The organism is Enterococcus sp. AZ129 (assembly GCF_051714505.1).
GTDB classification, from domain to species: domain Bacteria; phylum Bacillota; class Bacilli; order Lactobacillales; family Enterococcaceae; genus Enterococcus; species Enterococcus faecalis.
Window position 1 is genome coordinate 124,172 of sequence record NZ_JBIORY010000001.1, and the last position, 24,162, is coordinate 148,333.

A 24,162-nucleotide genomic window follows, 5' to 3' on the forward strand; every position below is an offset into this window, starting at 1 on the left:
AATTATAGCATTGAGTGTATTGTTTGTCTGGTTTATGATAGCGCAAAGGGAGGAATTCAGATGGACATTATTTCTTATGAGAGGGTTATTCAACAATTGTCGCTTTCCGAAGCAATTCAAGTGATGAAACGTTGCTTTGCAGAGTTGCAAAAAGGAAAAATTTCGCAAAGTGAGCGCCATGTAGAGGTTTTACCAGATGGGGAAAATCAGAATCTTTTTGCATTAATGCCTGCTTACTTAGGAAAAAATCGCTTTTTTGGGGCAAAAATCATTACAGCTTTTCCAGAAAATCCACAAAAAAATTTGGCCTCACATCTTGGTCAAATTTTATTGTTTGATAGTTCTACTGGAAGACCAGTTGCGATGATAGATGCCAATGCGATTACGTGGCTTCGCACAGCAGCTGTTTCTGCTTTGGCAACCGATTATTTAGCAGCTCCAAAGGCAAAAAGTATCGCTTTGATTGGTGCAGGTCAACAAGCTTCATCTCATCTCGCAGCGCTACAAAGCGTTCGGGCGATTGAAAAGGTTTTTATATATGACCGCACAGCAGAACGTGCACGAAAATTAATCGCTAAGCAACAGCACAATTACCCCGAATGTACCTTTATTGGTTGTTCTTCTGTCCAAGAAGCCGTCCAGGAAGCGGAAATTATCTGTACACTAACTTCCAGTCAGGACGCATTTTTAGAAGAAAAAGACGTTTTGCCGAATGCCCATATCAATGCAATTGGTACATTCACGCCGACTTCCAAAGAATTAACAAGCGACCTTGTTAAAAACAGTCAAGTGTTTGTAGATGAGTACGCGGCTGCATTAAAAGAAAGCGGGGATCTTTTAATTCCGATTTCAGAAGGTGCCTTTTCAGCTGAAAAAATTGTAGGTTCTCTCGGCGAATTAGTCACTGGCAAAGTTAAACAAAAGGCGGAGCAGAAAGGCCGCACGATTTTTGATGCGGTTGGCTTAGCAGTTGAGGATTTGTGTTGCGCGGAATACATTTATCAAAAAATACAAGGAGAGAATTAAAATGAGTTATCCCTATTATATTGTCGATGCTTTCGCGGAGGAAGTTTTTAAAGGCAATCCCGCCGCTGTTTATGTTTTGGAAAAATGGTTGCCAGAAGCGGTGATGCAAAACATTGCGATTGAAAATAATTTGTCAGAGACTGCTTTTACAGTCAAAGAGGGAAAAAGTTACGCCCTGCGCTGGTTTACGCCGGAACGAGAAATCGATCTCTGCGGGCATGCTACATTAGCGACGGCTTTTGTGTTATTTAACTATTATTCCGTTGCGGAAGAAACGCTTCATTTTACTAGTCAAAGTGGACCGCTCGCAGTGACCAAAAAAGAGGAATACTATTATCTAGATTTTCCTTATATCCTACCGGAAAGGATTCCAATTTTGCCAGAGTATGAAGCCGCTTTAGGCACGAAAATTTATGAAGCGTATTTAGGCCGCGATTTATTTTTTGTCTTAAAAGACGAAGAGACAGTGGCAAAAATCACACCAGATTTTTCTGCATTAAAAGCATTGGATTTAGGAGTAGGAGTCATTGTAACGGCATCAGGAGACTCGGTGGATTTTGTTTCACGAACTTTTTTCCCGAAACTAAGAATTAACGAAGACCCAGTTTGTGGTTCTGCGCACGCCAATTTAATTCCTTATTGGGGAAAACGGCTCAATCAAACGACCCTTTCGGCCTATCAAGCGTCCCCAAGAGGCGGCTTTTTAACTTGTGAAGTGAAAGAAAATCGAGTCATTATTGGTGGCACTGCTAAACTATTTGCAAAAGGGGAAGCTTACTTACCTGTATAAAAGTACACCGAACGCTAGCAATTCGTCGTTAGCGGTCGGTGTACTTTTTAAATAGAATAGTTGCGAGAAACAAAGGGAACTTCTTCACCATTTTCGAGCTGATTTAGGTACAAAGCTAACATGAAAAAGTAACCTGAGAGTAAGTTGACTACATCATACAGCTGCGGATCAATTTTTTTACCACCATAGTCCATGCGATAAAGTAAACGAACAATATCTTTGGCTTTGGCTCTTAAAATGTGTGCATAAGAGGAACAGATTGTGCCCATCGGTAAAACAAAAGGACGATTTTCTTCGTATGTCAGTTCATTCATAGCATTGACACGCTCCAAAAGCCAGGCTATTTCTTCCTCTGTGACTGTTAATTTTGTTCGGGTCGTTGGATTGACATGGTAGATTAACTCGCAAATTTTTGCTAGTTCTTCTGTTAGTGCAGGCTGTTCAGGGACGTCTAATTGTTGCACATATCCTCGTAGAAGACCTGTCATCGAGGCCAATTCATCAGTCATTAATTCAAAATCACATCGTAAATCTTCTGGTTTAGAAGATAGATACGGGTACGCTTCATACGGACTGCGGTACATTTTTTCCATTCAATTTCCCTACTTTCTAAAAATAAAAAGCCCTCAAAAAGAATGCACGAAAGCCAATCTTTTTGAGCGCCGTTGCTCGACTGTTCACAGTACACCATTGTACTTGCTAAGGTAATCATAGCCAAGAGTGAAGGGATAGTCAAGGGGGGAATGAATATGAGATAACTTTATTGATTTATTTTTTGCTTAATATAATCAATCACATCTTTCTTTTGTTCTTTAGCCTCTGATATATATTCCTTTAGTTCTTTATCCGTAATTGTTGAACTGTTAATTCCTTGTTCATACAATTGTCGTCTAGTTTTTGAAACATCATCTGTTGGATTCAATTCTCTATTCTTTAAATTCTCGGTTGTTTCAATTGTTATAGATGATGTAGAAGTTGGTGTTGTGTCCGGATTACTACTATCTTTTTTAGAAGACTGGGTAGTTTGCTGTTTAGTTGATACTTCAGTAGATGAAGAATCTCTATTTTTTTCCACAGTATTATTACTACATGCCGTTAAAAATAAGGCTAACAATAGTACAATAAGTTTTTTTTTCATTATATCCTCCTATAAAATAACGAAACATGGTCGGCCTTCTGTCCAATCAATTGGATCATTTGACGGGGTATTCCAAAGTGCTTGTGTTGACACCCAACCTGAGTAAAACTGGCGACCATACGGATCATAGGTTAAAGTGTAACCATTTTTGTACTCATGAACGACAATAGCATGTCCAATCCCAACATTTTGATATAAAATAACGGGATATCCTTCAGAAAGATAGGCGTTTAATGTAGCTACATCATTAATAACTTTGATCGAACGGCCATATGATTGAGCTGTTATCACTAAATCAGTTGCAGAAGCGCCAAAGTATCTTTGATTTAACCCGCCATAAGAAGCCATTCTTGTTGCAACACTGACAGGATTTACATTATAACCGTAAGAGCCTCTTAAAATCATAGATAAACTTGTTGGAACACATCCTGCTGCGCCAATGGTATAGTTTCCGATATAAGTATTAATCCATTGTGGGTCACGTTGAGAATAATAATAAGGTTTTTTCTTTAATCTTTCTGCACGTAATCTGTTTGCTATCTCTGCTGGTGTGCGAGCTTCATCGCCAACTAAAAAAGCTTTTCCAGATCCTTTAGGAGCCGTTTCACCCTTTCTAACTATTTTGATTTGAATAGCTTCCAAATGTTTAGAGGCAGCTTGACTTCCAGCTGAGGCACCATTAGCTGCCCAATTCAACCAACCTTTATCTTGGATATGGACACGGTAATAGACATCATAATATCTTGAAACATCACCGGCCAGTTTAATTTTAATGGCTTCTAATTGTAAATTTTTTCCAGTTGTGCCAGACAATGCCCCATTAGCTTTATAAGCTTGCCATCCGATATTTTGGATGTGCGTAGAGTATTCTATATTTCCAGCTAGAGCAGCATCACTCAGGTTGATTTTGATTGCTTCCAGTTGTAAATTTTTCCCACTTGTACCAGCTATTTCACCATTCTTGACAACCCCTTGCCAACCAATATTTTGCACGTGTGTTTGATAGTTGACATTTGGTTTGATTTCATCTGGACGTTTTGCTTCATTTCCAACTAAAAAGGCTTTTCCATTTCCTTTAGGAGCAGTTTCGCCCTTTCTAACTACTTTGATTTGGATAGCTTCTAAATGTTTAGAGGCAGCTTGACTTCCAGCTGGGGCGCCATTAGCTGCCCAATTTAACCAACCTTTATCTTGGATATGCACTCGATAATAGACATCATAATATCTTGAAACATCACCGGCCAGTTTAATTTTAATAGCTTCTAATTGTAAATTTTTTCCAGTTGTGCCAGATAATGCCCCATTGGCTTTATAATCTTGCCATCCGATATTTTGGATGTGCGTAGAGTATTCTATATTTCCAGCTAGAGCAGCATCATTCAGGTTGATTTTGATTGCTTCCAGTTGTAAATTTTTCCCACTTGTACCAGCTATTTCGCCATTCTTGACAACCCCTTGCCAACCAATATTTTGCACGTGTGTTTGATAATTGACAGTTGGTTTGATTTCATCTGGACGTTTTGCTTCATTTCCAATTAAAAAGGCTTTTCCATTTCCTTCAGGTGCCGCTTCGCCCTTCTTCACTAATTTAATTTGAATGGCTTCTAATCTTTTAGCGGCGCTTTGACTACCTGCGGACTCACTGTTTTTTGCCCAATTCAACCAACCTTTATCTTCTATATGCACACGATAATAAACATCATATGCGTTAGCTATTTCTCCAGTTAAGCGAATTTGAATCGCTTCGAGCCGCAAAGACTTTCCGCTTGTACCAGACAATTGATTATCTTTCACATATCCTTGCCACCCAATTTCTTGGACATGTGTTCTATATTCTACAGATCCAGCCAAATCTGAATTTGAAATATTCATTTTAATTCCTTCAAGACGTAAAGAGCGTCTGCTAGTCCCAGAAATTTCCCCGTTTTTGACAACCCCTTGCCATCCGATGTCTTGGATATGTGTCTGATAATTAATATCAGGAACTTTTTCTTCTGCTTTTGCCGGTGCTACAGGTGTGTCCTCATTACTTTGTGATGTTTCCAAAGTAGTTTCAGTATCGTCGCTACTATTTTCTGTATCATTAACAGTTGTTACTTCTGATGTAGAAACTTCAGTGGTGGAATCGGAGGTTGAGGAAGTGGAAGTTGTTTCTGTTTCCTCTTGAGAATTTATGATGCTTGGATTCATTTCTTCAGTGACACCGCTACTCATTTGTTGCTCCGTTAGAGATGTTTCTGAAGCCACCGTTTCTTCAGTAGTTCCCTTAGAGCGTTCCAAAGCGTAAGCAGAAATAGGGGTAACGAGAAATCCCGACAACAAAACCGCTAACATAGAACTAGTTATAACACTTTTTTTCATTAATTTACTCCTTTATAGCTTATTTATTATTTATAGTATACGACAACGTCAAAGGCCAAACAAGAACGTCTTGTTTTTATAAGAACAATAGTGAAAAAGTGTCTATAAAATGACTGAAAAAATTACCAGAAGTAAACCAATCAATAAACTGACAAGACCAGAAAGTTGACCTAATCGTTGTTGGGTAGAAGAAGGCTGGTCGGTAACTGTGAGCAAACTTGAGAAAAAGTTCATTTTTTTCACGAGTATTAAATACGCAACAATAAGCAAAAGAATACCCGAAAAAAGGTACGAAAGGGGCTCAGAAATAAATTTTTGGGCACGAAGTAAAAAAATTCCTATGAAGAGGACAACAAAACCATACTTAAGAAAAGTTTTTTTTGACATGTTGAAATCGCTTCCTTTTAATTGATGAATTTTATTAATAGTTACTATTCTTATGATTAAATTATAGGACTTTGAGGGCGGTGGAGCAAAGGAAAAATGGAGAATGGTGGGAGGAAAGTGTGATAACGCAAAAGAAAACCCGCTAGAAAACCTATAAAATAGGTTTTCTAGCGGGTTGTGTGTTATTCCCACTCCACAGTTGCAGGTGGTTTTGAAGTAATATCGTACACGATACGGTTTACATGTGCAACTTCGTTCACGATGCGCACAGAGATTTTTTGTAAAACATCCCAAGGGATACGGGCAAAGTCAGCGGTCATGCCGTCGATAGAAGTCACAGCACGGATACCGACTGTGTAATCGTAGGTACGGCCATCGCCCATAACGCCTACTGAGCGGATGCCAGGTAAGACAGTAAAGTACTGCCAAATGTCACGATCTAAGCCAGCTGCTGCGATTTCTTCACGTAGGATAGCATCTGAATCACGAACGATTTGTAATTTATCTTCTGTAATTTCACCAAGCACACGAATACCTAATCCTGGTCCTGGGAATGGTTGGCGCCAAACGATTGCATCAGGCATGCCAAGTTCAGTTCCTAAGGCACGAACTTCGTCTTTGAATAATGTATTTAAAGGTTCAATTAATTCAAATTGCATGTCTTCAGGAAGACCACCAACATTGTGATGTGATTTAATTGTTTGCGCAGTTTCTGTACCAGATTCGATGACGTCTGTGTAAAGAGTTCCTTGTGCTAGGAATGAAACGCCTTCTTCCCCAGCAAGTTTAGTTGCTTCGTCATCAAAAACATACACAAATTCGTTACCGATGATTTTACGTTTTTGTTCAGGGTCAGAAACGCCTGCTAATTTGCTTAAGAAGCGTTCTTTTGCATCTACTTTAATAATGTTTAAGCCAAATTTACCGCCTAAACTTTCCATTACTTGTTCTGCTTCACCTTTACGTAATAATCCATGGTCAACGAAGATACAAGTTAATTGGTCGCCAATGGCTTTTTGTAAAAGCACGCCGACAACACTTGAGTCAACGCCACCTGATAAACCAAGTAAGACTTTTTTATCGCCTACTTGTTCACGAATTTTAGCGACTTCCATATCGATGAAGTTTTCCATGCTCCAGTCACCAGTACAGCCACACACATCAAAAGCAAAGTGACGTAATAAGTCGTTACCATATTCTGAATGACGAACTTCTGGGTGAAATTGTACGCCGTAGAATTTGCGGTTGGCATCTTCGATAGAAGCGATTGGACAGTCGTTGCTTGTCCCAACTTTTTCGAATCCAGGAGCGATTTCTGTTACTAAATCACCGTGGCTCATCCAAACGGTTTGTTTCGCAGGTGTTCCTTGGAATAATGTCGCATCACCAAGGATTTCTAATTCTGCTTTTCCGTATTCACGGTTTGCGGCAGGTTCTACTTTTCCGCCTAAGTTATGAGTCATTAATTGCATACCGTAGCAGATGCCAAGAATGGGAATTCCTAACTCATAAATTTCTGGATCAATGCTAAAAGCATCTTTGTCATACACGCTGTTTGGTCCACCTGAGAAGATGATTCCTTTAGGCGCGATTTTGCGAATTTCTTCTGCCGTAGTTCGGTGGCTTAATAACTCAGAGAATACGCCAAATTCACGAATACGACGAGTAATCAATTGGTTAAACTGACTACCAAAGTCTAAAACAATAATTTTTTCGACAGATGTCAAATCGGCAACGTTAGTCACGTCTATTACCCCTTATCCATTTAAATTTATCTAAAGAAAAGGCGGTTAAAAAGTGGTCAGCACCAAGAATTAAGAGAGGATTTTCAAAAATTGTTTTACGATTTTTAGAAAATTTTGGCTTAATTCCGCAGGGGCTACTTTTAAACAGCCGAAAATCAGGCGGTTAAAAAGTGGTTCACTTTTGTTCCGTACTCTTCTTTGTCTAGCTATACTTATTAAAACATTTTACTCCTTGAAAGTCATGCATTCTGCTGAAAATTTTCAAGGATATTTCTACAAAAGATACAGGATATTTCTTAGCTCGTCAACCCTTAATATTTACGTAGATAGATTTGGTCAATCAAATGATTTTCCGTTTTATGCAAAATAATGTCCGCACGTCCGCGCGTTGGCAAGATATATTCCTCCAAGTTCGGCAAGTTCACGGTTTTCCAAACATTCCGTGCCATGGCGAAAGCATCTTCTCGTTTGCCAATTGCATATTGGTAATAATAATTATTAGGATCTAAGAAAGCCGTATCTAATAAGGCCCCAAAACGTTCTAGGTACCATTTTTCAATTAAGGCTGGATCGGCATCCACAAAAATAGAAAAATCAAAAAAATCACTCACATAAATTTGTTGATTGGCGGGCAACTGTAATGTGTTAATGCCTTCAACAATCAAAATATCTGGTTGTTGAATCAACTCATATTCGCCTTCGATAACATCGTAGACACTGTGAGAATAGACGGGTGCTTTAATTTCGTCTTTGCCGCTTTTGACTTCGTTTAAGAAATTAATTAGCTTTTCCATGTCATAACTTTCAGGAAACCCTTTTCGGTCCATCATTCCCTGTTCTTCTAACACTTTATTGGGATACAAAAATCCATCCGTTGTAATGAGTTGAACGTTTCTTCGTTTAAACGTTCGGGCCAGAATTCTTTGCAAAAGACGAGCGGTGGTGCTTTTACCAACGGCGACACTGCCGGCAATTCCAATGATGAATGGTGGTACAGAGACATATTCATGTAGGAATAATCCTTTGCTAAGTGTTAGCGATTCAAATTCTTTCATGTACAAATGAATAAGATGCGTTAAGGGTACATAAATTTCTTGTACATCTTTTAGTGAAATTTGGTCGTTCACACTTTTAATGTTATCCAATTCTGCTTCGGTTAACGGTGCTTTGCCGTCATGATAAAACCCATGCCATTCTTCTCTGGAAATTGGGTAGTAATTCATTTTATCGTCCATTGTTCCTCCACCAAACCCTGTTCAATCTTTGTACATTTTACCATAATTTCACAAGGGAAACACAGGATTTTACAAAAGAATTCCCTTCTTCGCCAATTTATGATGAAAATGGTATCATGAAAAGAGAAAACTGTTAGAAAAGAGGGGAAAAGCCATGAGAAAAATTGTATTATTTGGTGATAGCATTACTGCTGGTTATTTAGACGAAGCCGTCTCACCTGTTCTTGTTGACTTAGTGAAACGGGATATTGCTGCGATGGGTCTAGAAGAAGTGGCTGTTATTAATGCTGGAATGCCTGGCGATACAACAGAGGATGGTTTAAAACGATTAAATAAAGAAGTACTAATTGAGAAACCTGATGAAGTGGTGATTTTCTTTGGCGCCAATGATGCGTCACTGGATCGAAATATAACAGTAGCCACGTTTAGAGAAAACCTTGAAACAATGATTCACGAAATTGGTTCAGAAAAGGTGATTTTAATTACACCACCATATGCGGATAGTGGCAGACGTCCAGAACGTCCACAAACGCGTATCAAGGAATTGGTCAAGGTTGCACAAGAAGTCGGAGCGGCACATAACTTGCCAGTTATTGATTTGTATAAAGCGATGACTGTTTATCCTGGAACGGATGAATTTTTACAAGCAGATGGTTTGCATTTTTCACAAGTAGGCTATGAATTATTAGGTGCCTTGATTGTTCGAGAAATAAAGGGTAGACTAAAACCAAAACAAGCATAGATAGGAAGAACAAAATGGCGAATCATTATTATACAGAAAATCCAGAATTAGCACATGATTTAGAAAGCTGGTCTTTTCCATTACGTGGTCGGACCTTTCAGTTTACGACCGATAGCGGGGTCTTCTCAAGAGGAACAGTGGATTATGGTTCTCGTGTGTTGATTGATGCCTTTGAATGGGAAAATTTACCAGCAGGCCGTTTGTTAGATGTTGGTTGTGGCTATGGACCAATTGGGTTGTCCTTAGCAGCGGCGACTGGTCGACTGGTGGAAATGGTGGATGTCAACCAACGGGCAGTTGGGCTAGCTCAAATGAACGCCCAACGCAACCAAATTACTACTGTGGATATCCATTCTTCCAATGTGTATGAAACCTTAAACGAAACGACCTACGCGGCGATTGTTAGCAATCCGCCCATTCGTGCAGGCAAAAAAGTTGTCCATGGCATTTTAACAGGGGCTTTTCCGTTGTTGAAAGTTGGTGGCACACTAACGGTGGTTATTCAAAAGAAACAAGGTGCACCTAGTGCAGAAAAGAAAATGGCTGAAGTATTTGGCAATGTTGAAATTGTGACAAAAGACAAAGGCTATTATATTTTACGAAGTGTTAAAGAAGCAGAGTAAAAAAGAACCGCCACTTTAGTGGAGGTTCTTTTTTAGAATAGATATGCTTGATCAATTTTTTGGTTCAACAGTTTTTTTTCGTCTGGCGATAAAAAAGCACCTGCAAGCGCATTTTTAGTGAGTTGCTTCATTTCGTCATAACTTAATTGATACCAAGTGGCCAATTTCATGAATTCTTTCGTTAACGTAGTATCTGAAACAGTGCGATTATCGGTATTGATGCAGACGGCTAAGCCAGCCTCTATAAATTGTTGAAAAGGGTATTCAGCCAATGTTTTGACGGTGCCTGTTTGGAAGTTGCTAGTTGGACACATTTCTAAAAGAACCTTTTTTTCTTTTAAGAGCGCCAAGTATTCGGGTGTATCTTTCAAAGCAATACCGTGACCAATCCGAGTAGCACCTAAAGTGACAGCATCAGCGACATTTTTGCCACAGCCGCATTCCCCAGCGTGGAGTGTTAATGGAATTGACAATTGGTTGGCTAAAGCTAATACGTCTTCAAATGTGTATGGAGGGAAATCGACTTCATTGCCAGCTAAATCAAAGCCGACAACGCCTGTCTCTCTGAAATCATGCGCTAAGTGAACGATTTTTTCTATGGCTTGTTGTTGGTCATGCCGCATGCCGCATAACAGTGCATTGCTTTTTACACCAAAATCTTCTTCGCCTTGTTTTAAGCCAGTTAAAACAGCAGTCACGATTTCAGGTAACCGTAAGCCTTTTTCTGTATGTTGCGAAGGCGCAAAACGCACCTCTATGTATGCCACGCCATCTTCGGCAGCTTGGCTAATCACGTCATACGCCGCTGCTTGCAAAGCTTCAGCTGTTTGTAGACAGGTTAGCACGAAGTCGAACCGAGTTAAATAATCATTCAAATCGGTGCATTTTTCAGGGGCAACCACTAACTCTTTCAAGGCTTGTTCGTCTTGGGGTAATGGAATGTTTTGTTTTTCAGCAATGGTGCGTAAAGTGGTTGGTCGAATTGACCCATCTAAGTGACAGTGCAACTCGATTTTTGGTAATTGACGGACACGGGATTCTTCCATGAAAAAAATAGCCTCCATTTTCTTTTGTTTTTTAATCTTTTTAGTCTATTTCTTTTGTCTTTTTTTTGTTAAAATGTAAAAGATTCGATAAGTATTTTGAAGACTGTAACACGTCTACAAATGTCTGTCAATGCAAAAGGAGACGTTGGGAGGGGCGCGATGAAACTAACGATTAAAGAAATTGCTGATATGGCTGGTGTTTCTGTCACAACCGTCTCACAAATTCTGAATAATAAAGGGAGTCGTTTCAGTGAAAAAACCCGCAACAAGGTGTTGGCGGTAGTCGCTGAAAATCATTACAAACCAGATTACTTTGCTTCGAATGTAATCAACCGTCATTCCAAAACCATTGGTATGATTGTGCCAGATGTGACGGATTTCTTTTTCTCAAAAGTGATTGAAGGTGTGGAAACATATTTAAATTCGTTAGGCTACATGATTTTGTTATGCAATTCAAAGCATGATTCCGAACAAGCGATGCAATATGTTAGCGAGCTGATTCATCGGTCGGTGGATGGCATTATTTTTGCCACGCCGAATGTTTTGCCAGAAAATCATATTTTAAAAGACCGACGAGAACATCCGATTCCTGTCATTCTTGTCGATCGTGGGATTAATCCACGAGATAGTGGACGATTAATCGTTAAAGAGTACGAAGGTGCTTATCAAGCGGTCCATCATTTGATTCAACAAGGGCATCAGCATATTGGCATGTTGCGTGAAAGTGCCGGCTATTATCGTTTAACGGAACGAGTGACGGCGTATCAGCATGCGTTACAGGACAACAATTTACCTTTTCGTCCGCATTATGTTTGTGCTGGGGAATTGAACTTGCATGGCGGCTATGCTGCGGCGAAAGAAGTTTTGAAAAATGAAGAAATCACAGCAATTTTTTGTGGTAATGATGAAATGGCGATGGGAGCTTATCAAGCCATTGAAGAAGCGGGCAAGAAAATTCCTGACGATATTTCGGTGGTTGGTTTTGATGGCTTGGAAATTTCCGAATATTTGGTGCCGAGTTTAACAACCGTCTATCAGCCGAGTTTTGATATTGGCTATTATGCAGCAAAATTTTTGGTGGAAGCTATTGCAGATCCAACAGGGAAAGTTCCGAATAAAGTTTTCGATGCGACGTTTATTGCTAGAAAAAGCACAAAACCGATTTAAAAAACAGCTTAGAAACGGAATGTTCGTGTTGTTTGCGTTTTCACAAGAAAAAAATAATAGTAAACTGGTTTACTAAATGGTTTAAAGCTGAACGATTTTGTTGTATAATACATTATCGGGAAATCGGAGGGAACGAATTCATGAGAATGGTAGACATTATTGAAAAGAAACGTGACGGGCATCAACTAACAAGCGAAGAAATTCAATTTATTATCAACGGATACACAGATGGTTCAATTCCAGATTATCAGGTAAGTGCCTTTTTAATGGCTGTTTTTTACCAAGATATGACAGACGAAGAAATTACACAAATGACGTTAGCAATGGTCCATTCAGGCGAAATTGTGGATCTTTCTTCTATAGAAGGAATCAAAGTCGACAAGCATTCTACAGGTGGCGTAGGCGACACTACGACGCTTATTTTAGCGCCATTAGTTGCTAGTGTCGGGGTCAATGTAGCAAAAATGTCTGGTCGTGGCTTAGGCTACACGGGCGGTACGTTGGATAAATTAGAAGCGATTCCTGGTTTTAAAGTTGAATTGACAGAAGAACGTTTTATTCAATTGGTGAACGATACAAAAGTGGCAGTGATTGGTCAGTCAGGTGATCTAGCACCAGCAGACAAAAAACTTTATGCGTTACGCGATGTGACCGCCACTGTTGACTCAATTCCATTAATTGCAAGTTCCATTATGAGTAAAAAAATTGCCGCAGGGGCAGATGCGATTGTCTTAGACGTGACTACTGGTGAAGGGGCCTTTATGAAAGACCTAGCAAGTGCTCGTCGATTAGCGGAAACAATGGTTCGCATTGGAAAACTGGCAAATCGCCAAACGATGGCAGTAATTTCAGACATGTCACAACCTTTAGGGGAGGCCATCGGAAACAGTTTAGAAATCGTTGAAGCAATCGAGACCTTGCAAGGAAATGGACCAGAAGATTTAGTGGAGATGTGCTATGTCTTAGGAAGTCAGATGGTCGTTTTAGCTAAAAAAGCCGAGACGTTAGACGAAGCACGGGCTTTATTAGAAGAAGCTTTAACAAGCGGTCGAGCGCTCGCAAAATTTAAAGAAATGATTGAAAATCAAGGCGGCGACAGTTCCGTTGTTGACCAGCCAGAAAAATTATTAACCGCGACTTATCAATTTGATTTACCTGCCAAAGAAACAGGCGTGGTACAAAAAATCGTTGCCAATGAAATTGGCGTTGCCGCAATGTTGCTGGGCGCTGGTCGTGCTACGAAAGAAGATACGATTGATTTTGCAGTTGGCTTGAAACTTCACAAAAAAGTAGGGAGCCCAGTTGAAAAAGGCGAATCATTACTAACTATTTATGCCAATCGTGAAGACGTGACAGAAGTCGAACAATTGCTTTATAAAAACATTGAAATTGGACCAACCGGCGAAGAGCCTATTTTGATTCACGATATTATTACGGAATAAAACAATAAGAAAAGAGGAATTCTCATCATGGAATTAAACCGCATGATTGACCACACTATTTTGAAACCAGAAGCGACAGAAGCCGCTGTCCAAAAAATTATTGACGAAGCTAAGGAGTACAACTTTTTCTCTGTATGTATCAATCCTTGTTGGGTCGCTTTCGCTAGCGAGCAATTAGCAGATACCGACGTCGCTGTGTGTACCGTTATTGGCTTTCCTTTGGGGGCAAATACACCAGAAGTTAAAGCATACGAAGCAGCTGATGCAATTAAAAATGGTGCGAATGAAGTGGATATGGTGATTAATATTGGTGCATTAAAATCACAACAATACGATTACGTACGTCAAGACATTCAAGGCGTAGTAGATGCAGCCAAAGGAAAAGCGTTAGTCAAAGTGATTATTGAAACAGCATTATTAACAGACGAAGAAAAAGTTAAAGCTTGTGAATTAGCCAAAGAAGCAGGTGCCGATTTCGTTAAAACATCTACTGGCTTCTCAACAGGCGGCGCTAAAGTAGCAGATATTCGTTTAATGCGTGAGACAGTTGGTCCTGACATGGGCGTTAAGGCTTCTGGTGGCGTGCATAATGCAGAAGAAGCGCTAGCAATGATTGAAGCGGGGGCAACACGCATCGGTGCAAGTACGGGTGTAGCAATTGTTTCTGGCGCAACTGGCGAAGGGTATTAATTCGTATTTCAAATTAAACGAAGGTGTGGCGAAAAAGATGACAGTAAAACAAGAATGGCTTGATTGTGCCGTAGAAGCATTGGCACACGCCTATGTACCGTATTCTAACTTTCCTGTGGGCGCTTGCTTAGTGACTACAGACGGGAAAATGTATCAAGGAGTCAACATTGAAAATGCCTCCTTTGGTTTAACAAATTGTGCAGAAAGAACGGCGATTTTTAAAGCCATTTCAGAAGATGAACGGACCTTCCAACATTTAGTTGTAGCAGGTAATACAGAGGCACCCATTTCTCCATGTGGCGCTTGTCGTCAAGTAATGGCTGAATTCTTTGATCCACAAATGCCGGTCACGCTAGTTGGTAAAGATGGCGCGACTAAAACAATGACAGTTGAGGCATTATTGCCCTATTCATTTACAGATAAAGATTTTTAAAAAAAGGACATAAGGTTTCGTTGGGCTCAAAGTAGATTTCAATAGCATAAATGCGAATGAAATAATAGATAAAATAGTAGGGGGCTTTTCGGAAAGTGAAACAAGCAAAATTTTTAGGTCTAGGATTGGCAGCAGTTGCCTTAACCATTGGGTTAGCTGCATGTGGCGGCAATAGCAAAAAGAATGCCAACACAAAAGGTGATCCACAACATAGTGTCGTAATGGTCACAGATACAGCCGGCATTGATGACAAATCTTTTAACCAATCTGCGTGGGAAGGAATGCAAGAGTGGGGCAAAGAGCACAAACTTCCAGAAGGACCTCAAGGGTATGCGTATATTCAATCAAATGAAGCATCTGATTATACATCAAACATTGACCAAGCCATTTCAAGTCAATTTAAAACGATTTTTGGCATTGGCTATTTACTAAAAAATGCAGTAGTAGATGCAGCGGACGCCAACCCAGAAACGAATTTCGTTCTAATCGACGATACAGTTAATGGGAAAAACAACGTCGCTTCTGCAACATTTAGAGATAATGAATCTGCGTATTTAGCAGGTGTGGCAGCAGCTAACACTACGAAAACCAACAAAGTAGGATTTATCGGCGGGGTTGAAGGACCTGTTATTGGCCGTTTCCAAGCTGGTTTTGAAAAAGGTGTAGCAGATGCTGGCAAAAAATTAGGAAAAGATATTCAAATTACGTCTACTTATGCAGGGACATTTGCAGACGCTTCAAAAGGACGGGCCTTAGCTTCTTCTATGTATCAAGCAGGTGCCGACATTATTTATCACGCAGCGGCGACTACAGGACAAGGAATCTTCCAAGAAGCCAAAGCGCTAAATGAAACAGGTTCAAAAGATAAAGTTTGGGTGATTGGTGTTGACCGTGACCAAAACGAAGACGGTAAATATACAACCAAAGATGGCAAGGATGATAACTTAACGTTAGCTTCAACCATTAAAGGGGTAAATATTGCTGTGAAAAAAATCTCTGATCTTGCATTAGAAGATAAATTCCCTGGCGGCGAACATTTAACTTATGGATTGAAAGATGGCGGTGTTGATTTAACAACAGAAGCCCTAAGCGATCAAGCCAAAACGGCAGTTAAAGAAGCCAAAGAACAAATCATCTCTGGTGACGTAAAAGTCCCAGACCAACCTTAGAAACAACTTAGTTGTTTAAATACATTAAACTATTTTTAGGAGGCTTTACAGAAATGAAAAAAGCAAAATTATTCGGTTTTAGTTTGATTGCATTAGGTTTATCAGTTTCACTTGCAGCATGTGGTGGTGGCAAAGGCAAAACCGCTGAAAGCGGCGGTGGCAAAGGGGATGCAGCGCATAGTGCTGTAATCATTACAGATACAGGCGGCGTGGATGACAAGTCGTTCAACCAATCTTCTTGGGAAGGATTGCAAGCTTGGGGTAAAGAACATGATTTACCAGAAGGTTCAAAAGGGTATGCATATATTCAATCGAATGATGCAGCTGACTATACAACAAATATTGACCAAGCGGTATCAAGTAAATTCAACACAATCTTTGGTATTGGCTACTTGCTAAAAGATGCAATTTCTTCTGCAGCAGATGCCAACCCTGATACAAACTTTGTTTTAATCGATGATCAAATCGATGGCAAAAAGAATGTCGTTTCTGCAACATTTAGAGATAATGAAGCAGCTTATTTAGCCGGTGTTGCTGCTGCAAACGAAACAAAAACGAACAAAGTCGGTTTTGTTGGTGGTGAAGAAGGGGTCGTAATTGACCGTTTCCAAGCTGGTTTTGAAAAAGGTGTGGCTGATGCTGCGAAAGAATTAGGTAAAGAAATTACTGTTGATACAAAATATGCGGCTTCATTTGCTGATCCTGCCAAAGGGAAAGCTTTAGCTGCTGCAATGTACCAAAATGGCGTTGATATCATCTTCCATGCTTCTGGTGCTACTGGACAAGGGGTCTTCCAAGAAGCAAAAGACTTGAATGAATCAGGTTCTGGCGACAAAGTTTGGGTAATCGGTGTTGACCGCGATCAAGATGCTGATGGCAAGTACAAAACAAAAGACGGCAAAGAAGACAACTTCACGTTAACTTCAACCCTTAAAGGTGTCGGCACAGCGGTTCAAGATATTGCCAACCGTGCGTTAGAAGACAAATTCCCTGGTGGCGAACATTTAGTTTATGGATTAAAAGATGGTGGCGTTGACTTAACAGACGGCTATTTAAACGACAAAACAAAAGAAGCTGTTAAAACAGCAAAAGATAAAGTAATCTCAGGTGACGTAAAAGTCCCAGAAAAACCAGAATAATTTAAGCTCCTAAATGAAAAAAGAAGGGCTCATTATTGTTCCTTCTAAAAATGAAGTGGTCCTTGGCAGCGACGGCTGCCAAGGAAACCCTTTATGATGTTTGGATTTTTAACTAAATAGTTGAGGTTCTTCAACTACTTAGTTAAGGGTCAAAATTACCCTCTAAAGTATTGCCAATATAATTTTGTTAGGAAGTGAATAGACCTTGTCTCAAGAAGAAAACGTAATTGAGATGCGTAAAATCACCAAAGAATTTGGGACGTTCAAAGCCAACGACCAAATTGATTTACAAGTAAAACCTGGTGAAATCCACGCACTGCTAGGTGAAAATGGTGCAGGCAAGTCGACCTTGATGAATATCTTATCAGGGCTATTGGAACCGACCTCAGGTGAGATTTATATGAATGGCGAAAAAGTCAACATTACAAGTCCTACTGCAGCCAATCGTTTAGGAATCGGAATGGTCCATCAGCATTTTATGTTAGTTGAAGCCTTTACTGTGACTGAAAATATTATCTTAGGTAGTGAACCTACCCATGGCGGTATTTTAGACCGGAAAAAAGCGAAAAAAGAGATTGAAGAAGTGTCTGAGCAATACGGGTTGGATGTAAATCCCAATGCCTATATTCGCGATATTTCTGTGGGTATGCAACAACGGGTTGAAATTTTAAAGACCTTATATCGTGGTGCGAACGTTTTAATTTTTGACGAACCAACCGCAGTATTAACGCCACAAGAAATTGATGAATTAATGATTATTTTGAAAGAACTAACCGATGAAGGCAAATCGATCATTTTAATTACACATAAGTTAGATGAAATTAAAAAAGTGGCGGACCGTTGTACGGTTATTCGCCGGGGGCAAAGTATTGGCACCGTCAATGTGAAAGACGTTTCTTCGCAACAGTTAGCCGATATGATGGTGGGTCGTTCTGTTTCCTTCAAAACAGAGAAAAAACCAGCGCAACCGAAAGAAACAATTTTATCAATTAAAGATTTAGTAGTGAAAGAAAGCCGCGGCTTAGATGCAGTGAAAAATCTTAGTTTAGATGTCCGAGCAGGGGAAGTTGTTGGGATTGCGGGGATTGATGGCAATGGACAAACAGAATTAATCCAAGCCTTAGCAGGATTAACCAAAGTCGAAAACGGCTCCATTCATTTGAATGAAAAAGAGATTACTAATCGCAAACCTCGGGAAATTACGGAAATGGGTGTCGCCCACGTTCCTGAAGACCGACATAAATATGGCTTGGTATTAGAGATGACATTGGCTGAAAATATTGGCCTACAAACGTATTACCAAAAACCATACAGTTCAACAGGTATTTTAAACTATCGAATGATTAACAAACACGCCCGTGAATTAATTGAAGAATATGATGTACGGACTCCTAATGAATTAGTACCAGCTCGGGCGCTTTCAGGTGGGAATCAGCAAAAAGCGATTATTGCCCGAGAAGTTGACCGCGATCCAGATTTGTTGATTGTTTCTCAACCAACACGCGGTTTAGATGTCGGAGCTATTGAATACATTCATCGTCGACTAATTGAACAAAGAGATAAAAATAAAGCTGTTTTATTAGTAAGTTTTGAATTAGACGAAATTTTGAACGTTTCTGATCGTATCGCTGTTATTCATGCGGGGGAAATCGTCGGAATTGTTGATCCGAAAGAAACGACAGAAAATGAATTGGGCTTGTTAATGGCTGGCTACTCATTGGAAGAAGCCCGTGCTGAGTTATCAAAAGTAGAGGCAGGTGAAACTGTTGAATAATCGTTCTGAAAAAATAAGAAATATTTTAGTCCCTGTGTTATCTGTTATTATGGGTTTCCTCTTAGGGGCAATTATTATGGTTATCTTTGGCTATGACCCAGTGGCTGGGTATCAAGCGATGTTTGAAACAGCTTTCCAAGGAAAGAAAAGTATTGGTGAGATTTTTGTCACCGCAGCACCGTTGATTTTTACCGCTTTAGGATTCTCGGTGGCAAATTCGGCTGGATTCTTTAATATCGGGCTTTCTGGACAAGCCTTATGTGGTTGGGTGGCTAGTATTTGGGTCGCTTTATCCATGCCTGATGCCCCCCGGATGATTGCGTTGCCGGTGGCGATTATTGTTGGGGCAGTTGCAGGAGCTTTAGCAGCAGCCATTCCAGGTTTCTTGCGTGCCTATTTTGGGACGAGTGAAGTTATTGTTACGATTATGTTGAATTATATTTTATTATACACAGGAAATCATATTGCTAATAATGTCATGAAACCAAGTATTATGGCGAATAAAGGGATTACCAAAATGATTGGTGCGAATGCATCATTACGCTCACCGTTTTTAACAAGTATCAGTGATGGCTCTCGTTTGAACATCGGCATTTTCTTGGCCTTCATTTTCCTTATTCTTGTGTGGTTCTTGATGAAAAAAACAACGCTTGGTTTTGAAATTCGGTCGGTGGGGTTAAACCCATTTGCTTCTGAATATGCTGGAATGAGCAGCAAGCGAACGATTATTTTATCCATGATGATTTCAGGAACGCTGGCTGGTTTAGGTGGTGCGGTCCAAGGATTGGGGACTTTCCAAAACTTCTTTATTCAAAACACATCGTTGAGCATTGGGTTCGATGGTATGGCCGTGTCTCTATTAGGAGCAGGTAGCTCAATCGGGATTTTACTTTCCGCATTACTGTTTGGAATGTTAAAACTTGGTGGACAAGGAATGCCGTTGATAGCTGGTGTACCAACCGAATTAGTTGATGTTGTTATTGCAGCAATTATTTTCTTTGTGGGAATTAGTTATTTAATTCGTTTCTTGTTAGCAAAAGCGTCTGGTAGTAAAAAAGAAGTAGCGATTGTAGAAACAATTGAAGCGGCGCCAGACAAAAACAATCAAGAGGGGGGAGACATCTAATGGATTTAGCAACAATTTCCTCAATCATCACGCAAACATTAGTGTATGCAACTCCGCTCATCTTGACAGCATTAGGCGGAACGTTCTCAGAACGAAGTGGTGTGGTTAACGTTGGTTTGGAAGGTATTATGGTAATGGGCGCTTTCAGTTCGGTCGTTTTTAACTTGACGTTTGCTGATACATTTGGCGCGGCGACACCATGGATTGCTTGTTTAGTAGGAGGCGTTGTCGGGATTGTCTTTTCTCTCTTACATGCCGTTGCAACTATTAACTTACGAGCAGATCATATTATCAGTGGTACTGTCATTAACTTGATGGCACCGGCGCTAGGGGTTTTCCTAGTAAAAGTTATTTATCAAAAAGGACAAACAGATATGATTACACAATCATTTGGTTATTTTTCTTTCCCAGGATTGTCAAAAATTCCAGTGATTGGTGAACTATTCTTTGCAAAAACCTCTTTGCCAGCTTTCGTAGCAATTTTGATTGCGATTTTAGCTTGGTTTGTCATTTATAAAACACGTTTTGGCTTACGGTTACGTTCTGTGGGGGAACATCCACAAGCGGCAGATACATTGGGGATTAATGTCTACTTAATGCGTTATTCTGGCGTCTTGCTATCCGGCTTCTTAGGCGGTATGGGCGGAGCTGTCTTTGCTCAAAGTATTGCGGGTCGTTTTGGGATTACCACAATTGCAGGACAAGGGTTTATTTCAATGGCCGCAATGATCTTTGGTAAATGGAATCCACTTGGGGCAATGGGCGCAGCCTTATTCTTTGGTTTTGCACAAAACTTGAGTATTGCTGGGGAAAACCTACCAATTATTTCAGAAATTCCAAAAGTTTATCTACAAGCAGCACCATACGTATTAACCATTTTAGTCCTAGTTGTGTTCTTCGGAAAATCATCGGGACCAAAAGCGAACGGGAAAAATTACGTCAAAACGAAATAAGAAAAGAAATGGGCCCTCCGTCAAAGCGACGGGGGGCCATTTCTTTTCTTAGGATAATCAGTTGAACACAAGCGGCATTAGGTACTGCTTCACTGCAAAAAAGCGAGTTGATAAAGGTAACTTTTCTTTTGGCTGTTTTTTACAATTCGAAGGAAGTGTCGAAATTTTGAAAAAAACCAAACAGGTCTAGCAGCTTTTTTTCAAAAATCGTTGGTTTTTCTGCTATACTTTTGTTTGTAGTAAGCATAGGAAAAGTGGAGGACGTTCAATGAATAAAACACGTGTAGAAGCATTTAGTGATGCAGTCATTGCCATCATCATGACCATCATGATTTTAGAAATTAAGACCCCTCAAGTGGGTGTTTTGGCAGGTTTGATAGAAAATATCCCATATTTTTTATCGTTTATTGTCAGTTTTATTTTTATCTGTATCGCATGGTACAATCATCATTACATAATGTCCGTAACTCATTGGTTTTCTAAAAAAGCGTTTTGGGCAAATAATTTTTGGTTATTCTCCATGGCCTTCATTCCGGTAGCAACTGCTTGGGTGAGTGAATTTTGGTGGATGCGGGCACCTGTTTATTTTTATCTTGTTGTGTATACGGTTTGGGATTTTGCCTACTTCTTGTTAACAAGGATCATTTATGAAGACAATGTAGTGAAAGATCCACAAGGTGCAGCTAAGTTAAGAAAATCGAAATCTTATAGTAAGGCAACAAAAATCATTCATCTTTGTCTTTTCGCAATCGGATATATCGGCATTTATTTTTATCCGCCCATTGGCATTGGTGTGATTTTATCAGAAGCGGTTATCTGGTATTTAAATGTGCCAAAAGAGGGAGACCGCTTGGAGTGTTAAAAGTTTCGATTGGATAAAGAGCCGTGTTCTTTTTAAGGAGCAGGCTATTCGAAAAAAACAATAAAAAAGTTTCCTAATTACGGTGGGAGACTTTTTTTCTTTCAGTTTTTAAGCCCTGCTAAAATCGAAGGAATCAGTGAAAATTTTAATGCTCTTTCAGGCAATAATAGCGGATTCATGGTATAATTGAAGAGCTGAGAATAAATAGATTATTCTGTTTGATTCTCGAGACTATTTAAAAGGCTAGCGTAAAATAATTGTCATTCTTGACGTATTTACGACCTTAGAGGAGGAAGCAAGTGTGTTTAAACGTGTTCATTTAATCGTACTAGATTCAGTCGGTATTGGTGAAGCACCAGATGCTGAAAAATTTGGAGATGTCGGCAGTGATACACTGGGTCATATTGCCAAAGAAGCGGGACTAACCATTCCTCATTTAGAAAAACTTGGATTGGGAACTATTGCTCCTTTAACAGGTGTCAAAGCAGTGGTAGACCACGATGGCTATGCCACCAAATTAGAAGAAATTTCTGTTGGAAAAGATACTATGACCGGTCACTGGGAAATTATGGGCTTGAACATCAAAAAACCTTTTCGAGTATTCCCAAACGGCTTTCCTGAAGAATTACTGAAACAAATTGAAGATTTTTCTGGGCGAAAAGTTGTTTGTAACAAACCATATAGCGGGACAGCAGTCATTGATGATTATGGCGAACATCAAATGAAAACTGGGGATTTAATCGTTTATACTTCAGCAGATCCTGTTTTACAAATTGCGGCGCATGAAGACATTATTCCATTAGAAGAATTGTATAAAATTTGTCAATATGTTCGTGACATTACGAAAGACGAACCTTATATGATTGGTCGGATTATCGCTCGCCCGTATGTTGGTGAACCAGGTAATTTCACTCGAACCAGTAACCGTCATGACTATGCTTTAGATCCTTTTGGCCATACTGTTTTAGATTCGTTGAAAGAAAACGGCAATGATGTGATCGCTGTTGGGAAAATTAACGACATCTTTAATGGACAAGGAATTACTGAAGCTATCCGCACGAAGAGCAATATGGATGGGGTGGATCAATTATTAACGGTCATGAACAAAGATTTCACAGGTTTAAGTTTTACTAACTTAGTGGATTTCGATGCGCTGTATGGCCACCGTCGTGATGTAAAGGGCTATGCAAAAGCCATCGAAGATTTTGATGGTCGTTTGCCAGAGATTATGGCAGCTATGGCCGAAGATGATTTGCTTTTAATTACAGCAGATCACGGGAATGACCCAACTTTCCCAGGAACAGACCATACACGTGAATATGTGCCTTTATTGGCTTATAGTAAAAAAATGACAAAACAAGGCAGCTTGCCACAAGGATTTTATTCAGATATTTCAGCAACGATTGCTGAAAACTTTGAAGTTCCTGCAACGGAAAACGGTCAAAGCTTTTTAAATCAATTACAATAATTCGAGGAGGCAACACATGACAACGTTAACGAACCATTTAAACGAAACAACTGAGTTTTTGAAAGAAAAAGGGGTGCAACAAGCAGACTTCGGTCTAATCTTAGGTTCAGGGTTAGGTGAATTAGCTAATGAAATAACCGATGCGATTGCTATTCCTTTCTCTGAAATTCCCCATTTTTCTGTTTCAACAGTCGTTGGACATGCTGGACAATTAGTTTACGGAACGCTTTCTGGAAAAAAAGTTTTGGCGATGCAAGGACGTTTTCATTATTATGAAGGACATTCGATGCAAACGGTCACTTATCCTGTTCGTGTGATGGCTGCTTTAGGCATTCATTCAATGATTGTAACCAACGCAGCTGGTGGCGTAAATGAAACATATACACCGGGGAATTTGATGTTAATCAATGACCACATTAATTTTACAGGCGATAATCCGTTAATTGGTGAAAATGATGAAGAAATCGGGCCGCGTTTTCCAGATATGAGTCATGCTTACACGCAAGAATATCGGGAAGTAGCAAAAAAAGTGGCTGCGGAACAAAATATTGATTTAAAAGAAGGCGTGTATATGGGCTTTTCTGGCCCGACATATGAAACGCCTGCAGAAATTCGGATGTCACGGACGATGGGTGCGGATGCAGTTGGCATGTCAACTGTTTCGGAGGTCATTGTAGCTGTGCATAGTGGCATGAAAGTACTAGGCATCTCTTGTATTACGAATTTAGCAGCTGGTATGCAAAGTAGCTTAAATCATGCAGAAGTAGTTGAAACAACTGAACGCGTTAAAGGACAATTCAAAGAGTTAGTGAAAGCAACACTAGCAGCTTTATAAAAAAAGGAGTA

General features: G+C 39.8%; 23 protein-coding genes. 16 read left to right on the forward strand and 7 right to left on the reverse strand.

All coding sequences use genetic code 11. The features are described 5' to 3' along the window. Nucleotides 1-60 precede the first annotated feature (60 nt). Nucleotides 61-1,026 (forward strand): ornithine cyclodeaminase family protein, encoded by a 966-nt coding sequence (locus tag IGJ90_RS00540; RefSeq protein ID WP_002367619.1) that lies wholly within the window; start codon nucleotides 61-63, stop codon nucleotides 1,024-1,026. A gap of 1 nt (nucleotide 1,027) precedes the next feature. Continuing rightward, nucleotides 1,028-1,816 carry a PhzF family phenazine biosynthesis protein gene (locus IGJ90_RS00545; RefSeq protein ID WP_002367620.1) on the forward strand — a complete coding sequence of 263 codons (789 nt, stop codon included), beginning with the start codon at nucleotides 1,028-1,030 and terminating at the stop codon, nucleotides 1,814-1,816. A 47-nt stretch (nucleotides 1,817-1,863) separates the two neighbouring features. Here the strand turns inward: IGJ90_RS00545 and IGJ90_RS00550 are convergent, their stop codons facing one another. From IGJ90_RS00550 to coaA, 6 genes are all read right to left on the reverse strand, one after another. Continuing rightward, nucleotides 1,864-2,409, reverse strand: coding sequence for an ATP:cob(I)alamin adenosyltransferase (locus IGJ90_RS00550; RefSeq protein ID WP_002385445.1), 546 nt, complete (start codon nucleotides 2,407-2,409; stop codon nucleotides 1,864-1,866). Nucleotides 2,410-2,576: 167 nt separating this feature from the next. Further along, complete coding sequence (locus IGJ90_RS00555; RefSeq protein WP_002367622.1) at nucleotides 2,577-2,954, reverse strand: hypothetical protein; 378 nt, start codon at nucleotides 2,952-2,954, stop codon at nucleotides 2,577-2,579. 9 nt (nucleotides 2,955-2,963) lie between these two features. Then, nucleotides 2,964-5,315, reverse strand: a complete 2,352-nt coding sequence (locus IGJ90_RS00560) for a C39 family peptidase (protein WP_002367624.1) — start codon at nucleotides 5,313-5,315, stop codon at nucleotides 2,964-2,966. 102 nt (nucleotides 5,316-5,417) lie between these two features. Next, nucleotides 5,418-5,702 (reverse strand): hypothetical protein, encoded by a 285-nt coding sequence (locus IGJ90_RS00565; protein ID WP_025186733.1) that lies wholly within the window; start codon nucleotides 5,700-5,702, stop codon nucleotides 5,418-5,420. A 182-nt stretch (nucleotides 5,703-5,884) separates the two neighbouring features. Further along, complete coding sequence (guaA, locus tag IGJ90_RS00570) at nucleotides 5,885-7,447, reverse strand: glutamine-hydrolyzing GMP synthase (protein WP_002356158.1); 1,563 nt, start codon at nucleotides 7,445-7,447, stop codon at nucleotides 5,885-5,887. 311 nt (nucleotides 7,448-7,758) lie between these two features. Further along, entirely contained in the window at nucleotides 7,759-8,682 is a 924-nt protein-coding gene (gene coaA / locus IGJ90_RS00575; protein ID WP_002361524.1) for a type I pantothenate kinase, read from the reverse strand. Between the two features lie 154 nt (nucleotides 8,683-8,836). Here coaA and IGJ90_RS00580 point away from each other — a divergent pair, with 154 nt between their 5' ends. Both IGJ90_RS00580 and IGJ90_RS00585 read left to right on the forward strand, forming a co-directional pair. Continuing rightward, the gene (locus IGJ90_RS00580; protein ID WP_002356161.1) at nucleotides 8,837-9,424 is read left to right on the forward strand and encodes an SGNH/GDSL hydrolase family protein; all 588 of its coding nucleotides are present in this window, start codon (nucleotides 8,837-8,839) and stop codon (nucleotides 9,422-9,424) included. A 14-nt stretch (nucleotides 9,425-9,438) separates the two neighbouring features. Then, nucleotides 9,439-10,047 (forward strand): class I SAM-dependent methyltransferase, encoded by a 609-nt coding sequence (locus IGJ90_RS00585; protein ID WP_002356162.1) that lies wholly within the window; start codon nucleotides 9,439-9,441, stop codon nucleotides 10,045-10,047. Nucleotides 10,048-10,079: 32 nt separating this feature from the next. Here the strand turns inward: IGJ90_RS00585 and add are convergent, their stop codons facing one another. Further along, nucleotides 10,080-11,111 carry an adenosine deaminase gene (add, locus tag IGJ90_RS00590; RefSeq protein ID WP_002356163.1) on the reverse strand — a complete coding sequence of 344 codons (1,032 nt, stop codon included), beginning with the start codon at nucleotides 11,109-11,111 and terminating at the stop codon, nucleotides 10,080-10,082. Between the two features lie 141 nt (nucleotides 11,112-11,252). Between add and IGJ90_RS00595 the strand changes: the two genes are divergently transcribed. The 12 genes from IGJ90_RS00595 (at nucleotide 11,253) to IGJ90_RS00650 (ending at nucleotide 24,151) form a co-directional block, all read left to right on the forward strand. Further along, nucleotides 11,253-12,260, forward strand: a complete 1,008-nt coding sequence (locus IGJ90_RS00595) for a substrate-binding domain-containing protein (RefSeq protein ID WP_002356164.1) — start codon at nucleotides 11,253-11,255, stop codon at nucleotides 12,258-12,260. A gap of 140 nt (nucleotides 12,261-12,400) precedes the next feature. Beyond that, complete coding sequence (locus IGJ90_RS00600) at nucleotides 12,401-13,702, forward strand: pyrimidine-nucleoside phosphorylase (protein ID WP_002356165.1); 1,302 nt, start codon at nucleotides 12,401-12,403, stop codon at nucleotides 13,700-13,702. Between the two features lie 27 nt (nucleotides 13,703-13,729). Continuing rightward, the gene (gene deoC, locus IGJ90_RS00605) at nucleotides 13,730-14,392 is read left to right on the forward strand and encodes a deoxyribose-phosphate aldolase (RefSeq protein WP_002356166.1); all 663 of its coding nucleotides are present in this window, start codon (nucleotides 13,730-13,732) and stop codon (nucleotides 14,390-14,392) included. Then, nucleotides 14,361-14,825, forward strand: coding sequence for a cytidine deaminase (locus tag IGJ90_RS00610; RefSeq protein ID WP_002383839.1), 465 nt, complete (start codon nucleotides 14,361-14,363; stop codon nucleotides 14,823-14,825). The genes deoC and IGJ90_RS00610 overlap by 32 nt, the downstream gene beginning before the upstream one ends. A gap of 95 nt (nucleotides 14,826-14,920) precedes the next feature. After that, nucleotides 14,921-15,994, forward strand: a complete 1,074-nt coding sequence (locus IGJ90_RS00615; RefSeq protein ID WP_002356168.1) for a BMP family lipoprotein — start codon at nucleotides 14,921-14,923, stop codon at nucleotides 15,992-15,994. A 53-nt stretch (nucleotides 15,995-16,047) separates the two neighbouring features. Next, on the forward strand, nucleotides 16,048-17,133 hold the full coding sequence (locus IGJ90_RS00620) for a BMP family lipoprotein (protein WP_002356169.1): 1,086 nt from the start codon (nucleotides 16,048-16,050) through the stop codon (nucleotides 17,131-17,133). A gap of 205 nt (nucleotides 17,134-17,338) precedes the next feature. Beyond that, the gene (locus tag IGJ90_RS00625; protein WP_438767422.1) at nucleotides 17,339-18,907 is read left to right on the forward strand and encodes an ABC transporter ATP-binding protein; all 1,569 of its coding nucleotides are present in this window, start codon (nucleotides 17,339-17,341) and stop codon (nucleotides 18,905-18,907) included. Then, nucleotides 18,900-20,033: an ABC transporter permease gene (locus IGJ90_RS00630; protein WP_002356171.1), complete on the forward strand. Its 1,134-nt coding sequence runs from the start codon at nucleotides 18,900-18,902 to the stop codon at nucleotides 20,031-20,033. The genes IGJ90_RS00625 and IGJ90_RS00630 overlap by 8 nt, the downstream gene beginning before the upstream one ends. Beyond that, the gene (locus IGJ90_RS00635) at nucleotides 20,033-20,986 is read left to right on the forward strand and encodes an ABC transporter permease (RefSeq protein ID WP_002356172.1); all 954 of its coding nucleotides are present in this window, start codon (nucleotides 20,033-20,035) and stop codon (nucleotides 20,984-20,986) included. The genes IGJ90_RS00630 and IGJ90_RS00635 overlap by 1 nt, the downstream gene beginning before the upstream one ends. Before the next feature lie 268 nt (nucleotides 20,987-21,254). Next, nucleotides 21,255-21,848: a TMEM175 family protein gene (locus tag IGJ90_RS00640; protein WP_002367631.1), complete on the forward strand. Its 594-nt coding sequence runs from the start codon at nucleotides 21,255-21,257 to the stop codon at nucleotides 21,846-21,848. 301 nt (nucleotides 21,849-22,149) lie between these two features. Beyond that, nucleotides 22,150-23,316, forward strand: coding sequence for a phosphopentomutase (gene deoB, locus IGJ90_RS00645; protein ID WP_002367632.1), 1,167 nt, complete (start codon nucleotides 22,150-22,152; stop codon nucleotides 23,314-23,316). Nucleotides 23,317-23,332: 16 nt separating this feature from the next. Beyond that, nucleotides 23,333-24,151: a purine-nucleoside phosphorylase gene (locus IGJ90_RS00650; RefSeq protein WP_002356180.1), complete on the forward strand. Its 819-nt coding sequence runs from the start codon at nucleotides 23,333-23,335 to the stop codon at nucleotides 24,149-24,151. Nucleotides 24,152-24,162: the final 11 nt, after the last annotated feature.

Bases quoted from the DNA above. Each gene is read 5' to 3' on its own strand.
- add (WP_002356163.1), bottom strand. From the start codon at position 11,111: ATGGAGGCTATTTTTTTCATGGAAGAATCCCGTGTCCGTCAATTACCA.
- deoC (WP_002356166.1), top strand. From the start codon at position 13,730: ATGGAATTAAACCGCATGATTGACCACACTATTTTGAAACCAGAAGCG.
- IGJ90_RS00620 (WP_002356169.1), top strand. From the start codon at position 16,048: ATGAAAAAAGCAAAATTATTCGGTTTTAGTTTGATTGCATTAGGTTTA.
- IGJ90_RS00555 (WP_002367622.1), bottom strand. From the start codon at position 2,954: ATGAAAAAAAAACTTATTGTACTATTGTTAGCCTTATTTTTAACGGCA.
- IGJ90_RS00635 (WP_002356172.1), top strand. From the start codon at position 20,033: ATGGATTTAGCAACAATTTCCTCAATCATCACGCAAACATTAGTGTAT.
- IGJ90_RS00545 (WP_002367620.1), top strand. From the start codon at position 1,028: ATGAGTTATCCCTATTATATTGTCGATGCTTTCGCGGAGGAAGTTTTT.
- IGJ90_RS00595 (WP_002356164.1), top strand. From the start codon at position 11,253: ATGAAACTAACGATTAAAGAAATTGCTGATATGGCTGGTGTTTCTGTC.
- IGJ90_RS00580 (WP_002356161.1), top strand. From the start codon at position 8,837: ATGAGAAAAATTGTATTATTTGGTGATAGCATTACTGCTGGTTATTTA.
- IGJ90_RS00560 (WP_002367624.1), bottom strand. From the start codon at position 5,315: ATGAAAAAAAGTGTTATAACTAGTTCTATGTTAGCGGTTTTGTTGTCG.
- IGJ90_RS00640 (WP_002367631.1), top strand. From the start codon at position 21,255: ATGAATAAAACACGTGTAGAAGCATTTAGTGATGCAGTCATTGCCATC.
- coaA (WP_002361524.1), bottom strand. From the start codon at position 8,682: ATGGACGATAAAATGAATTACTACCCAATTTCCAGAGAAGAATGGCAT.
- IGJ90_RS00650 (WP_002356180.1), top strand. From the start codon at position 23,333: ATGACAACGTTAACGAACCATTTAAACGAAACAACTGAGTTTTTGAAA.
- IGJ90_RS00540 (WP_002367619.1), top strand. From the start codon at position 61: ATGGACATTATTTCTTATGAGAGGGTTATTCAACAATTGTCGCTTTCC.
- IGJ90_RS00550 (WP_002385445.1), bottom strand. From the start codon at position 2,409: ATGGAAAAAATGTACCGCAGTCCGTATGAAGCGTACCCGTATCTATCT.
- IGJ90_RS00600 (WP_002356165.1), top strand. From the start codon at position 12,401: ATGAGAATGGTAGACATTATTGAAAAGAAACGTGACGGGCATCAACTA.
- IGJ90_RS00565 (WP_025186733.1), bottom strand. From the start codon at position 5,702: ATGTCAAAAAAAACTTTTCTTAAGTATGGTTTTGTTGTCCTCTTCATA.
- IGJ90_RS00585 (WP_002356162.1), top strand. From the start codon at position 9,439: ATGGCGAATCATTATTATACAGAAAATCCAGAATTAGCACATGATTTA.